This window comes from Aeromonas sp. S18(2024) (assembly GCF_041402525.1).
GTDB lineage: Bacteria > Pseudomonadota > Gammaproteobacteria > Enterobacterales > Aeromonadaceae > Aeromonas > Aeromonas enteropelogenes.
The window spans coordinates 18,035-29,946 of the sequence record NZ_JBGLQV010000013.1; the positions used below are offsets into that span (position 1 = coordinate 18,035).

At 61.9% G+C, this 11,912-nt stretch carries 13 protein-coding genes; 10 read left to right on the forward strand and 3 right to left on the reverse strand.

The features are described from left to right. Window positions 1-67 precede the first annotated feature (67 nt). Together ACB034_RS18035 and ACB034_RS18040 are read left to right on the forward strand one after the other, a co-directional pair. Complete coding sequence (locus ACB034_RS18035; RefSeq protein ID WP_268854744.1) at window positions 68-1,363, forward strand: DEAD/DEAH box helicase; 1,296 nt, start codon at window positions 68-70, stop codon at window positions 1,361-1,363. Window positions 1,364-1,489: 126 nt separating this feature from the next. Beyond that, window positions 1,490-2,131 (forward strand): DUF2913 family protein, encoded by a 642-nt coding sequence (locus tag ACB034_RS18040; protein WP_371173398.1) that lies wholly within the window; start codon window positions 1,490-1,492, stop codon window positions 2,129-2,131. A 103-nt stretch (window positions 2,132-2,234) separates the two neighbouring features. Here the strand turns inward: ACB034_RS18040 and ACB034_RS18045 are convergent, their stop codons facing one another. Genes ACB034_RS18045 through ACB034_RS18055 form a run of 3 tightly spaced genes read right to left on the reverse strand, consistent with a single transcriptional unit; the run spans window position 2,235 to window position 5,027 of the window. Beyond that, the gene (locus ACB034_RS18045) at window positions 2,235-2,474 is read right to left on the reverse strand and encodes a FeoC-like transcriptional regulator (protein WP_371173399.1); all 240 of its coding nucleotides are present in this window, start codon (window positions 2,472-2,474) and stop codon (window positions 2,235-2,237) included. Continuing rightward, on the reverse strand, window positions 2,471-4,744 hold the full coding sequence (feoB, locus tag ACB034_RS18050; RefSeq protein WP_042028799.1) for a Fe(2+) transporter permease subunit FeoB: 2,274 nt from the start codon (window positions 4,742-4,744) through the stop codon (window positions 2,471-2,473). The genes ACB034_RS18045 and feoB overlap by 4 nt, the downstream gene beginning before the upstream one ends. A gap of 55 nt (window positions 4,745-4,799) precedes the next feature. Next, a complete protein-coding gene (locus ACB034_RS18055) occupies window positions 4,800-5,027 on the reverse strand; it encodes a FeoA family protein (RefSeq protein WP_026458432.1) in 228 nt (75 codons plus the stop codon). A 120-nt stretch (window positions 5,028-5,147) separates the two neighbouring features. Between ACB034_RS18055 and ACB034_RS18060 the strand changes: the two genes are divergently transcribed. The 8 genes from ACB034_RS18060 (at window position 5,148) to ACB034_RS18095 (ending at window position 11,461) form a co-directional block, all read left to right on the forward strand. Continuing rightward, window positions 5,148-5,477, forward strand: coding sequence for a translation initiation factor (locus ACB034_RS18060; RefSeq protein ID WP_201977212.1), 330 nt, complete (start codon window positions 5,148-5,150; stop codon window positions 5,475-5,477). Between the two features lie 258 nt (window positions 5,478-5,735). After that, the gene (locus tag ACB034_RS18065; protein WP_042028801.1) at window positions 5,736-6,293 is read left to right on the forward strand and encodes a TMEM165/GDT1 family protein; all 558 of its coding nucleotides are present in this window, start codon (window positions 5,736-5,738) and stop codon (window positions 6,291-6,293) included. Window positions 6,294-6,441: 148 nt separating this feature from the next. Continuing rightward, entirely contained in the window at window positions 6,442-7,380 is a 939-nt protein-coding gene (locus ACB034_RS18070; RefSeq protein ID WP_371173400.1) for a DUF2157 domain-containing protein, read from the forward strand. Further along, on the forward strand, window positions 7,373-8,377 hold the full coding sequence (locus tag ACB034_RS18075; RefSeq protein WP_371173401.1) for a DUF4401 domain-containing protein: 1,005 nt from the start codon (window positions 7,373-7,375) through the stop codon (window positions 8,375-8,377). The genes ACB034_RS18070 and ACB034_RS18075 overlap by 8 nt, the downstream gene beginning before the upstream one ends. Next, on the forward strand, window positions 8,374-8,877 hold the full coding sequence (locus tag ACB034_RS18080; protein ID WP_371173402.1) for a GDYXXLXY domain-containing protein: 504 nt from the start codon (window positions 8,374-8,376) through the stop codon (window positions 8,875-8,877). Before ACB034_RS18075 ends, ACB034_RS18080 begins: the two co-directional genes overlap by 4 nt. A gap of 70 nt (window positions 8,878-8,947) precedes the next feature. Continuing rightward, the gene (locus ACB034_RS18085; protein WP_124239194.1) at window positions 8,948-9,694 is read left to right on the forward strand and encodes an ABC transporter substrate-binding protein; all 747 of its coding nucleotides are present in this window, start codon (window positions 8,948-8,950) and stop codon (window positions 9,692-9,694) included. Window positions 9,695-9,795: 101 nt separating this feature from the next. Further along, a complete protein-coding gene (locus tag ACB034_RS18090; RefSeq protein WP_371173403.1) occupies window positions 9,796-10,539 on the forward strand; it encodes a substrate-binding periplasmic protein in 744 nt (247 codons plus the stop codon). Window positions 10,540-10,705: 166 nt separating this feature from the next. Further along, on the forward strand, window positions 10,706-11,461 hold the full coding sequence (locus ACB034_RS18095) for a substrate-binding periplasmic protein (protein WP_371173404.1): 756 nt from the start codon (window positions 10,706-10,708) through the stop codon (window positions 11,459-11,461). The last annotated feature ends 451 nt before the right edge of the window (window positions 11,462-11,912 follow it).

Genomic DNA, 11,912 nt, shown 5'->3' on the forward strand with positions numbered 1-11,912 from the left:
ACCGACTTTTCGCTCATACCGAGCCAACCAGGCCAGCCATAGTCCCGCTGGAACACAGGAACCCCTTATGAGATTTGAATCGTTCGATTTTGCCCCCGAGATTTTGCGCGCCATTTCAGAGTGCGGTTATCAGGAGATGACCCCTGTGCAGAGCCAAGCCATCCCGGCCGTGCGCCGTGGCCGCGACCTGCTGGCCAGCGCCCAAACCGGCACCGGCAAGACCGCCGCCTTCGCCCTGCCCATCCTGCAGCGTCTGGTGGACAATCCGGCGCCGGTGCAGCCCTCCAACGCCCGGGTACTGATCCTGACCCCGACCCGCGAGCTGGCGGCCCAGGTGGCGAGCAACATCAATGACTTCGCCAAGTATCTGGCGATCACCACCCTCACCATCGTTGGTGGCGGCAAGCAGGACGTGCAGGCCAAGCGGTTGAAAGCGGGCGCTCACATTATCGTGGCGACCCCGGGTCGTCTGCTCGAACACCTCACCGCCTGCAACCTGAGCCTCTCCGGGGTCGAGACCCTGGTGCTGGACGAGGCAGACCGCATCCTCGACATGGGCTTCAGTGCCGATGTGCAGAAGATCCTGCAGGCGGTCAACAAGACCCGCCAGAACCTGCTGTTCTCCGCCACCTTCTCCGAGGCAGTGAAGAAGCTCGCCAACCTGATGCTGGACAAGCCGCAGATCGTCAGCGTCAACAAGCAGAACTCCACTGCCGACACCGTCAGCCACACCGTCTACCCGGTGGAGCAGAAGCGCAAGCGCGAGCTGCTCTCCGAGCTCATCGGCAAGCAGAACTGGCAACAGGTACTGGTGTTCGCCAGCACCCGTGAGAGCTGCGACGAGCTGGTGGAAGAGCTGAACCTCGATGGCATCAAGTCCGCCGTGGTGCACGGCGACAAGGCTCAGGGCAGCCGTCGCCGCGCCCTGCGCGAATTCAGCGAGGGCAAGCTGCGGGTGCTGGTGGCCACCGAAGTGGCCGCCCGTGGCCTGGATATTCCGGATCTTGCCTACGTGGTCAACTATGATCTGCCGTTCCTCGCCGAAGACTACGTGCACCGCATCGGCCGCACCGGCCGCGCCGGCAAGAGCGGCATGGCCATCTCCTTCGTCAGCCGCGAAGAAGAGCGCACCCTGCTGGAGATAGAAGCGGTGATCGGTCAGAAGATCCGCCGCATCATGGTGCCGGGCTACGAGGTAAGCAGCCGCGACGAGCTGATCAAGCAGCTGCAGGAGCGCCGTCGTTTCGGCAAGCGCCCGCAGCGCGAAGACAACGCCGCCGCCCAGGCCATGGCCGAAGCCAAGCTGCAGGGCCAGCGCCTCAAGCGTCTTGCGGCCGCCAAGAAGCCGCGTCAGCCGAAGTAAGGACCAACCCTTTTCCTCCCCAGTGAGAGGAGAGGGGCAAACATCTCATATACCAAAGGCGCCACTGGCGCCTTTATGCTGTTGATTAGCCGGCCGTGAGTCCGGCTCCCTTTGTGAGGAACCGTGATGACCCTTCCCACCTACAACCAGGCCCTGCTCGAGATGGCCAGCCAGAGCCTGGCCGAACTGGCGCGCACTGCCGCCCAGAAGGCGGGCAAGCGCACACCCGCCCAGGAGAGCCATTTTCTGTGCACCTGGATGGCGGAATCTCTCAAGGAGAAGCGCTTCTCCCGGCTGGTGATGGAGGATCTCAAAGAGTGGGTTCAGCTGGGCCGCACCCTGGGGGCCGGCGCCGATCTCAAGGGGCTGCTCGAGCGCATCGTCAGCCAGTATGAGCGCGCCATGGCTGCCCCGACCCAGCTCGGGACCAGACTCAACGCACTACTGGCCGAGCTCGCCGCCGCTGGCTGGCTTGTCATCACGGAGAGCGAGATCAACGCCAAGCTCAAGTTGCAGTCGGGCGGCCAGCCCAGCCTCATCATCAGTGCCAGCGAATATGGCGAGCATATCGAGGACGGCGAGCTGACCCGCCCCCTCACCCTCTATGTGCGCGGCGACGAGCAGCAGCTGGCCCGGGCTGCCTTTACCCACGCGCTCTTGCTGAGCCAGGGCAACAAGAAGGGCTCCCTGGTCAAGCACCACAAGGCCTACCGGTTGATGCCGGGCAACGCGCAACCGGCACGGGCCCTGTTGGCCGATGCGCTCTAGCCAGATGAGACTCGTCAGCCCGCTTAAGCACTGCATCACGCCATAAGAAAACGGCAGACCACTGGGTCTGCCGTTTTCGTTTCCAGGCGATGGCAAAAGACGACTAGCGCACCTTGAGCCCAATCTGGCCCGGGGCGCACCACTCGAAGATCACCTCTTCACTCTTGCCGCAGCAGCTGCCGCCGCAGAGCCGGTTCTCCCGCTTGATCACCCGCCCCTTGCGCATCCAGACACCGAGCATGGCCTCCACCGCATCTTCCGAGGTGTGGAAGTGGCGAGCCAGATCCCGCCGGCTCGCCTTCTGCTGCACGGCGAGATAGTCACCCAGCTCGCGCAGGATCACAGGACCACCACCTTGCGGGCGACGATGTCACCGTGACGGCGCCCCAGCCACCAGAGCAGCACCAGGGAGAGACCGTAGCTCGCAATCCAGAACAGGCTCTGCTCGGGATGGTCGGCGAAGGTCGCCACCTGATAGAAGAGGGTGGCGCACATAAAGGCCATGTAGTTGCACCAGGCGGCGGTAAAGAGTGCCCACTGACGGCCGGTTTCCCGCACCAGAGCCCCCATGGCCGCGGCGCAGGGCATATAGAGCAGCACGAACAACAGGTAGGCAAAGGCACCGGCCGCCCCGTCGAAGTGGGTCTGCATGTTGCCGTAGGTGGAGATGTCGACCTCCTGCTCTTCTGCTGCGGCTTGCTGATCCGCCAGATCCCCTACCGAGATCCCCATGGGGTCGGTCGGGTCGATGGAAGAGAGATTGTCAGCCACCGCGCTGATGGCCTCCTTGAAGCTGGCCACGAGGGAGAACTCGGCCGCCTCTTCATCCCCTTCCCCGCTGCCGGCGTAGAGGCTGTTGAGCGTACCGACCACCGCTTCCTTGGCGAAGATGCCGGTGACGATACCGACTGTAGCCTGCCAGTTGTCATCGCGCACACCGATGGGGTGCAGCACCGGAGTGACCGCTTGGCTCACCTTGCTCAGCACAGAGTCTTCCTGCTCCTGGTGGCCGAAACTGCCATCGGTACCCAGGGAGTTGAGCACGCTCAGCACGGCGACCACCAGCACGATGGTTTTACCGGCGCCGAACACGAAGGATTTAAGCTTCTGCCAGGTCTTGATCCCCACGTTGACCGGACGCGGCCATTCGTAATCCGGCATCTCCATCAACATGGAGTCGCTCTTGCCCGGCAGCAGGGTGCTGCGTAGCAACAGGCCGGTGAGCACAGCCACCAGGATGCCGATGAGATAGAGACCAAACACCAGGTTCTGACCGGAGTGCGGGAAGAAGGCCACCGCAAACAGGGCGTAGACCGGCAGACGGGCACCGCACGACATGAAGGGCGCCATGGCCGAGGTCATCAGCCGCTCGCGCTCGGAGTTGAGAGTACGGGTCGCCATCACCGAGGGCACGGTGCAGCCAAAGCCCATCAACATAGGGACAAATGCCTTGCCCGGCAGGCCGAGGCGGCGCATCAGGGCGTCTACTACGAAGGCGGCCCGCGCCAGATAGCCGGAGCTCTCCAGCACCGCCAGGAACAGGTAGAGACAGCCGATCACCGGGATAAAGGTGGCGACGGTCTGCAAACCCACACCAAAACCGTCCGCCAGGATGGCACCGAGCCACTCGGGGGCATTGACCAGCCCCAACAGGTAATGCACGCCATCGACGAACAGGGCACCGCCCATGATGTCGAAGAAGTCGATGAAGGCGCTGCCCACATTGATGGCAAACATGAACATCAGGTACATCACCAGCAGGAAGAAGGGGATGCCGAACCAGCGGTTGAGCAGCACCCGATCGAGCTTCTCGCTCTGGGCCACGGTGAGCTTGCCCTTCTGCTGGCACGCCTCGGCGGCCCACAGATGAATGTGGCCATAACGGATATCCGCCAGCTGCAGATCGATGTCCTGCCCCTGCTGGGCACGGCTCACCACGTTGGCCGCCGCCTCATGCTGGCCGGGCAGCAAGGTCTCCTGCATCACTGCATCTTCTTCGAGCAGGCGCAGGGCGCGGCCACGGGTCGTCAGATGATGGGGGGCAAGCAGGCTTTCAAGCTCCGCCAGATCTTTTTCAAGCTCGGTGCCATAGTCGAGCATCAGCGCCTGTTGCGCCTTGCCGATAAACTGCTGGATCTGGCCCTTGAAGGCGGCAACCTGCCTGGCGTTGTGGGCGGAGAGCGCCACCACCGGGCAACCGAGGGACTTGGCAAGCAGGGTTTCATCTATGGTCACTCGCCGCTTTTGCAGGATATCCATCTTGTTGAGCACCACCACCATGGGCAGCCCCAGCTCGCGCAGTTGCAGCGTCAGATAGAGGGAGCGCTCCAGATTGGCGGCATCGATGACGTTGAGCAGCAGATCAGGCTGCTGATCCTCGACGAAGCGACTGGCGATCTGCTCGTCCAGGCTCCCCTCCTGATTGGCCAGGCTATAGATGCCGGGCAGGTCCATCAGCTTGTAATCGTGTCCATCGACCGAAAACTCGCCCATCTTCTTGTCGACGGTCACCCCGCTCCAGTTGCCCACCTGCTGGCGGGCCCCGGTCAGGGCATTGAACAGGGAGGTCTTGCCGCTATTGGGATTGCCGACCGTTACCAGGGAATAATTCATACCGGTTCACCCTCGATAGTGCTTTGACCAAGACGATTGTTTTGTGAGGTGTGTTTCATACCGGTTCGACCTCGATTTGCTGCGCCAGACTTTTTTGCATGGAAAGACAGATCCCCTGGCACTGGATCTGGAGCGGGTCCCCGAGGGGGGCAGAACGCAGATAGATGACTTCGGTCTGAGGCAACAATCCCATTACCATCAGCTTGCGACGCAGGGGACGGGTCAACTGGTCCAGGTTCTTGATGCGAGCACTCTGTCCCGGTGACAACTGCGTGAGTACCATGACTGACTCCTGAAAGTTAAACAATAATAATTCTCTTTTAGCCAGGCCATTATAAGCTGTGTCTTCAACTTTTATTTGAGTAAAATCAAACTCCGCTTCGCTAATCGATAAAGAAATACCATGAGTCACGATAACAACAGCCGCCTGGTTTACAGCACGGATGGCGGCATGATCAAAGAGCAGAGTGCCCCCCAATCCGCCTCTCCTTTCCCCACCGATGGCACAGTGCGTATTCGCCGCGAGACCAAGGGGCGCAAGGGCGCCGGGGTCATCACCATCCACGGCGTACCGGCCGAACAGCAAAAGGCGCTGGCTACCCTGCTCAAGAAAAAGTGTGGCACGGGCGGGGGTATCAAAGAGGGCGTGATCGAGATCCAGGGGGACAAACGGGACCTTATCAAGGCCGAGCTGGAGAAGGCCGGTTTCAGCGTCAAGCTGGTGGGGGGCTGAGCCGCCTGCGGCGCACCTTGCTTCACTTCGGCTTTTTCCCTAGAATGCCCGCTCCCATCGAGGGGGAGTAGTCTCGCACGCCGGATCCCGCCGGCCTGCGACCCTGATCAACATACTTGGTGCCAACTCACCATGGTCAGGGTGATCCAATCACCATCTGGATTTGACAAGACCTTTGACGGGCCAGTGCCAATACCGGGGACGGATGGTGCAGGCTTGTCTTTGGTTTATAACAATTCCGTCCCCCGGTTCACTTTTATGGAAGCCTTGTTAACCTCAACCCTCAGCGTGGCCATCGCCGAAATCGGCGACAAGACCCAGCTGCTGGCGTTGCTGCTCATCTGTCGTTTTCGCAAGCCCTGGCCCATCATCGCCGGCATGCTGGCGGCTACCCTGCTCAACCATGCGGGCGCCGCCTGGATTGGCGACTTCATCAGCCGCTGGCTGGATCCCAAAGTGATGACCTATCTGGTGGCCGCGGCCTTCGTTGCCATGGCGATCTGGATCCTGGTACCGGACAAGATGGATGACGAGGAGAGCTCGCTGGACAAGTACGGACCCTTCATGGCCACCTTCGTGCTCTTCTTTATCGCCGAAATTGGCGACAAGACCCAGATCGCCACCGTGCTGCTGGCCGCCAAGTATGACTCCCTGTTCCAGGTGGTCACCGGCACCACCCTCGGCATGATGCTGGCCAACGTGCCCGTGGTGCTGATCGGCAAGCTGGGGGCCGACAAGCTGCCGCTCAAGGGGATCCGCATCGCCTGCGCCCTGCTGTTTGTGGGGCTCGGGGTCACGACCCTCATCTTCGTCTGACGAGCTGACTGCCCACTCCTTCGAGCGCCCCGCCCCTGGTCGGGGCGCTCTTTTTTGTGTCGGTATGGCGCCGGTGACAAAGGGCCAACGGGCTCCCCTCCTCCTCGCCCCTCATGCCATAATGGGGCAAATTCCGTGGAGTTCCCCCATGCACAAGGTATCAAGAGAGACGCTGCTCGAATGGGTTAGACAAGGCAGGCTTGCCCCCGAGCGGCTCGACGCGGCACTGGCGCTGGCCGAATTGCCCCCTCCTCCCGCGCGCTGGCAGTGGTTGTTCGATCGTCTGTTGCTCTGGCTCGGCGCCCTCTGCCTCGGCGCCGGACTGGTGTTCTTCGTCGCCTTCAACTGGCATGAGCTGGGACGTCTGTCACGTCTGGCCCTGCTGGAAGCGCCCCTGCTCGCCACCTTGCTGGTGTTGTGGCGCACGTCCCTCGGCGACACGGCGCGCCAAGCGCTGCTGCTGATCCTGGCGCTCAATATCGGTGCCCTGCTGGCGCTGGTGGGCCAAACCTACCAGACCGGCGCCGATCCCTGGCAGCTGTTTGCCACCTGGACTTTGATGCTGCTGCCGCTGGCGGCGCTGGGCCAAAGCCCCTTGCTGTGGACCCTGAGTTGGCTGCTGGCGCAGCTGACCCTGGTGCTCTACTGGCGCCTCGGCCTGTTCGACCTCTTCTTTGCCTTTGACGAGGAGGCGCTCGGCTGGTGCCTGACCCTGCTCAACGCCGCACTCTGGGGCCTGCTGTTACTGGCACCGGCCCGCTGGCGGCTGATGCCAAGCTGGCTGGCAGGGCTTGCCGCAGGCCTTGGGATCACACTGCTCACCCTACTGGCCCTGTTTGATGCGGCCTCCCCCTGGGTGTGGCCGCTCTGGCTCGGCTGGCTCGCCGCCGCCTATGCCCTCTGGCACCACAGATTTATCGCCGGCCTCGCCATGGGGTGTCTGAGCTTCATCGCCATCATCCTGGCCACCCTTGGCAAGTGGATGGAACCCGATGTGGACGGTTTCCTGCTGCTCTGCCTTATCGCCATAGGTCTCTCGGTCGTGGCCAGCCGCTGGCTGCAGCAGCAAAGGAGGCATCATGAGTAATCTGACCCTCTGGCAACGGCTGCAACAGGCCAATCTGGTCGAGGGGGAGATGCCCGGGGACACCAGCCCCCACTGGTCGAGCCGTTTTCTGCTCGGTCTGGTGGGCTGGATTGCCGCCCTCTTCCTGCTGTTTTTCCTGTTCATGACCTTTGAGCAACTGACTCGCGAGCCGGAGCACGCCCTGCTGATGGGCACCCTGCTGCTGGCCGCGGCCTACGCCATCAACCGCAGTCAGCACGGGGACCTCTGGGATCAATTTGTGCTTGCCCTGGCGCTGGCGGCCGATGCCTGGCTGCTCTATGGCCTTATCGATCAGATAGACCCCCACCAGCCCCTGCTCTGGTTCGGTCTCTGCCTGCTCTCTTTGGGGATAGCCGTGCTGTTCGATCACTGGCTGGTGCGCCTTTTTCACAGCGTGGCCGCCGCCCTGTTGCTCACCCTGGGGCTCGCCAGCCTCGGCCTGCAACTGCTGGCCCTGCCGCTGGTGATGGCGGCCATCACCTTCTGCTGGCTGCGGGCCGAAACCGATCCGGCCCGTCACCCGCTCTATCACGCCATGACTCTGGGGCTCGCCCTCTCCCTGCTGGTGCTGGGTCGGCTGCACCATCCACTCTGGGAAGGGGGGGCCAGCCTGCTCGACGAGCTCGGCCTCTCGCGCCTGCCGCTCTGGCTCAATCCGCTGCTGTGCGCCGCCCTGCTGCTGGCCGTGATGGTGAAGCTGGCCCTGCCGCTGCGCTATGGATTGCCGCTGGTGCTGCTCAGTGCCCTTATTCCCGGCATGGGTGCCGGTGCCCTGGTGCTGAGCCTCGGTTTCTACGCAGGCAGCCTTGGTCTGATGACCCTCTCGCTCTTGCTGCTGACAGGCTATGGCGCCCTCTATTACTACGATCTCGGGCTCACCCTGATGACCAAGTCCTGGCTGCTGCTGGGCTCGGGGGCTTTGTTGCTGGGGACACGTTTTTTGTTGCAACGCCTCAACCCAAGGAGCCCGTCATGAGACCCCTTGCCATCCTGCTGGTCAGCCTCGCCATACTGGCGGGCATCAACTTCACCGTCTGGCGTTATGAACAGGCCATGGCCAACGGCGAGGTGGTACTGCTGCGGCTAGCCCCGGTCGATCCCCGCTCCCTGATGCAGGGGGACTATATGCGTCTGAATTACGAGCTAGCCCGCGAGCTTGCGACCCACAAGAGCAACGCGAGTGCCAGCGGGAGCGATACCCTGGTGATCCGCCTGGACGAGCACCAGGTGGCAAGCTGGGTAGCCGGCGACAAGCCGGAGGCCCTGGCACCCAACGAGCGATTGCTGCAGGTGAGTCGCCACGCCGGCCAGTGGCAGATTGGGCCGGATGCCTATTTCTTCGAGGAAGGCATGGGAGAGGCCCTTGAGGAGGCCCGCTACGGCGAGTTCCGGTTGCAACCCGATGGCAAGACCCTGCTGGTGGGGCTGCGCGATGAGGCGTTTCGCCCTCTGGGAGCAAGCCGCAGCCGCTGGTGAGAAAGACGATGGCACTTTGCCCGGTTCATGCCCACACTGGAATCATGATTGCCGCATAGGGATATGCACCATGAGGATATGGCTGATCTGTCACCTTTTTCTGATCCTGTGGGTCGGTGGCGTGCGGGCCGATCTCGGCAAGCTCGAATACCTCACCGAAGAGTATCCGCCCTACAACTACAACGATGAACAGGGGCAGCCCACCGGACTTGCCGTCGAACTGCTGCGAATGGTGTGGCAACATGGCGGAGTCGAGCCACAACCCGTTCGCATCATCCCCTGGGCCCGTGGCTACTACCTGCTGACTCAAAAACCCAACGTGGTGCTCTTCTCCACCGCCCGCACCCAGGCGCGGGAAGCCCTGTTCAAGTGGGTATGCCCCATCGGCTACTCGGAGTTCATCCTGCTCGGGCACAGTTCCCGCCCGCTCACCCTGGGCTCGATTGCCGAGATAAGCGACTACAGGATCAGTGCCGTGCGCTCCGATGCCGCCGAACAGCTGCTGCTCAACAACGGCATGGATGACAGCAAGATCATCCCGGCCAACCGCCTGAGCCAGGCGGTGAAGATGCTGGTCTCCGGCCGCGCCGATCTGCTCGCCACCAGCAAGCTGGCCGGCTATGAAGCTATCCGCGAACTCGGTATGCGGGTGGATGACTTCAACGTGGCGTTGCTGCTCAGTGCCGAGCAACTCTGCTACGCCTTCAGCCGCCAGGTGCCCGACAGCGATATCACCCAGTTCCAGCAGGCGCTGACCCGCGTCCTCGCCTCCCGGGAATTTCAGGCCCTGCAGGCCAAATACCTGCCCGAGCCCTGACAGCAACCCTCTCCCCAGCGCCAACCAGAAGTTGCCCGGGCTGGCGAAATGCGTCGCCCCGACAACACTTGAGGAAAAGACGCATCAAGGGGGCGGCGCAGATGACACGATGGACCGGATTGGCAGGCCTGCTGCTTGCTACCCTCGCACAGGCCAGCCCCGAGCTTGGCAAACTGCACTACATCACCGAAGAGAACAGCCCTTACAACTACCGGGATGGATCCGGCATGACCACCGGTTTTGCCGTCGAGCTGCTGCAACGGGTGTGGCAACAAACCGCTACCCCGTCACAACCCATCGATGTGATGCCCTGGGCCAGGGGCTACTCCCAGCTGAGCAAGAGATCCGATGTGGTGCTCTGCTCCGCCGTGCGCACCAGAGCGCGGGATCCCCTGTTCAAATGGGCTTGCCCCATTGACCATGCCAACATAGTGCTGATCGGCCTGACTCATCGCCATATCAATCTCGACAGGCTGGAAGATGCCAAACACTACATCATCGCCGCCGGACGGGCCGATGTGGGGGAGCAGTTGCTGATCCGCAACGGTTTTCAGGCAGACAGGATGATGACCTCCAACCGTTTCAACCATGCTATCAAGATGCTCACCTCCGGGCGGGCCGATCTGCTCTCGACCAACAAGAACACCTTCTATCAGCGTATCGGGGAGATGGGGCTCGCTCCCGACCAGTTCAGGGTGCAATGGACACTGAGCGCCGACCCCTTCTGCTACGCCTTCAGCCTCGCGGTGAGCGACCATCTGGTCGCCGAATTCCAGCAGGGGCTTCAACAGGTACTGGCCAGCCCGACCTATCCAGCGCTGCGGCGCCGCTATTTGCCAGAGTAGTAATTGCCCGAAGCACGAGCGCCAGAGCAATGAGCCAAAAGGGCCAGTGACGCCAGGCATCAGCGCCCTGAGCCTCCCCTACTGTCAGGAAATCTGACTTGGCCTTGGCGAAATCGGCTCGCTTGCCCACACTGAAACGACGATTCCCTCAAGCAGGATGGCGCTGATGAAACAATGGATTGGATTGATTGGGCTGCTGTTTGCCACCCTCACCCAGGCCAGCCCGGAGCTGGCCAAGCTTCACTACATGACCGAAGAGTACAAACCCTATAACTACACGGACGAGGCGGGCAAGCCAGCCGGCTTTGCCGTCGAGCTGCTGCAGCAGGTGTGGCAGAAGACGGGCACCACGCCGCAATCCATCACCGTCATACCTTGGGCCCGGGGCTACTACCTGCTGACCCAAAAGCCCAATGCGGTGCTCTTCTCCACCGCCCGCACCCAGGCCCGCGATCCCCTGTTCAAATGGGCCTGCCCCATCGGTTACGCCGAGATCGTGCTGGTGGGGCTCACCAGCCGCAATATCGCCATCAACAAGCTGGAGGACGCCAGGGTCTTCAATATCGGGGCGGTGCGAGCCGATGTGGGGGAGCAACTGCTGCTCAACAACGGCTTTGACGAGAGCAGGCTGATGGTCGCCAACCGGCTGCCCCAGGCCCTCAAGATGCTCACCTCGGGACGGGTCGATCTGGTCTCCACCAACAAGACCACCATGGAGCAGCTGATCCTGGAACAAAAACTCGATCCCGCCCGCTTCAAGGTGCGCTGGATATTGAGCTCGGAGCAGTTCTGCTTTGCCTTCAGCCATCCGGTGAGCGACGAATCGGTCAGAGAATTCCAGACCGGTCTGACCCAGGTGCTGGCCAGCAGCGAATTCCAGCAGTTGTACGGCAAATACTTCCCCGCCTCCGCCGCCAAATAGCGGCGCGGCGTCGAGCACCAACAACAAGGGGCCTACTGCGGGCCCCTTCGCTTTTTACCGTTTTCGCTCCCCTCGCAGCGTCACCCCACCGCCCTGCCAGTACCAAGCCCCGACAACCATCAACTAATCGCTAATTAATAAAAGTTTGTGCCAGCGCAAAAAATCACTCTTTTCTGATAGTTAGCTCACCAAAATCATAGATAAGACCACTCTGGCTCCGTAATATGGCGACGGGCGTCTGTTGACCCCTTTTCCGAGATCAATGGTCAACGGCGCAATCTGGTAGCGACAGTCAGGGGCGGTAGCGACTTTAGCGTAGGGTCGATTAGCGAAGCGTAATCGTCCGCGGTAACCATCCCCTCTCCCCTTGCGGGAGAGGGTGAGGGGGTCGGTAACGTCATTGCATAGCGGAATATCGCCAGCCTAAATGGCATGGCTTCGCCATGCAGGA

What these genes read in the sequence shown, in the direction of transcription:
- ACB034_RS18035 (WP_268854744.1), top strand. Translation starts at nt 68, where the DNA reads ATGAGATTTGAATCGTTCGATTTTGCCCCCGAGATTTTGCGCGCCATT.
- ACB034_RS18040 (WP_371173398.1), top strand. Translation starts at nt 1,490, where the DNA reads ATGACCCTTCCCACCTACAACCAGGCCCTGCTCGAGATGGCCAGCCAG.
- feoB (WP_042028799.1), bottom strand. Translation starts at nt 4,744, where the DNA reads ATGAATTATTCCCTGGTAACGGTCGGCAATCCCAATAGCGGCAAGACC.
- ACB034_RS18055 (WP_026458432.1), bottom strand. Translation starts at nt 5,027, where the DNA reads ATGGTACTCACGCAGTTGTCACCGGGACAGAGTGCTCGCATCAAGAAC.
- ACB034_RS18060 (WP_201977212.1), top strand. Translation starts at nt 5,148, where the DNA reads ATGAGTCACGATAACAACAGCCGCCTGGTTTACAGCACGGATGGCGGC.
- ACB034_RS18065 (WP_042028801.1), top strand. Translation starts at nt 5,736, where the DNA reads ATGGAAGCCTTGTTAACCTCAACCCTCAGCGTGGCCATCGCCGAAATC.
- ACB034_RS18070 (WP_371173400.1), top strand. Translation starts at nt 6,442, where the DNA reads ATGCACAAGGTATCAAGAGAGACGCTGCTCGAATGGGTTAGACAAGGC.
- ACB034_RS18075 (WP_371173401.1), top strand. Translation starts at nt 7,373, where the DNA reads ATGAGTAATCTGACCCTCTGGCAACGGCTGCAACAGGCCAATCTGGTC.
- ACB034_RS18080 (WP_371173402.1), top strand. Translation starts at nt 8,374, where the DNA reads ATGAGACCCCTTGCCATCCTGCTGGTCAGCCTCGCCATACTGGCGGGC.
- ACB034_RS18085 (WP_124239194.1), top strand. Translation starts at nt 8,948, where the DNA reads ATGAGGATATGGCTGATCTGTCACCTTTTTCTGATCCTGTGGGTCGGT.
- ACB034_RS18090 (WP_371173403.1), top strand. Translation starts at nt 9,796, where the DNA reads ATGACACGATGGACCGGATTGGCAGGCCTGCTGCTTGCTACCCTCGCA.
- ACB034_RS18095 (WP_371173404.1), top strand. Translation starts at nt 10,706, where the DNA reads ATGAAACAATGGATTGGATTGATTGGGCTGCTGTTTGCCACCCTCACC.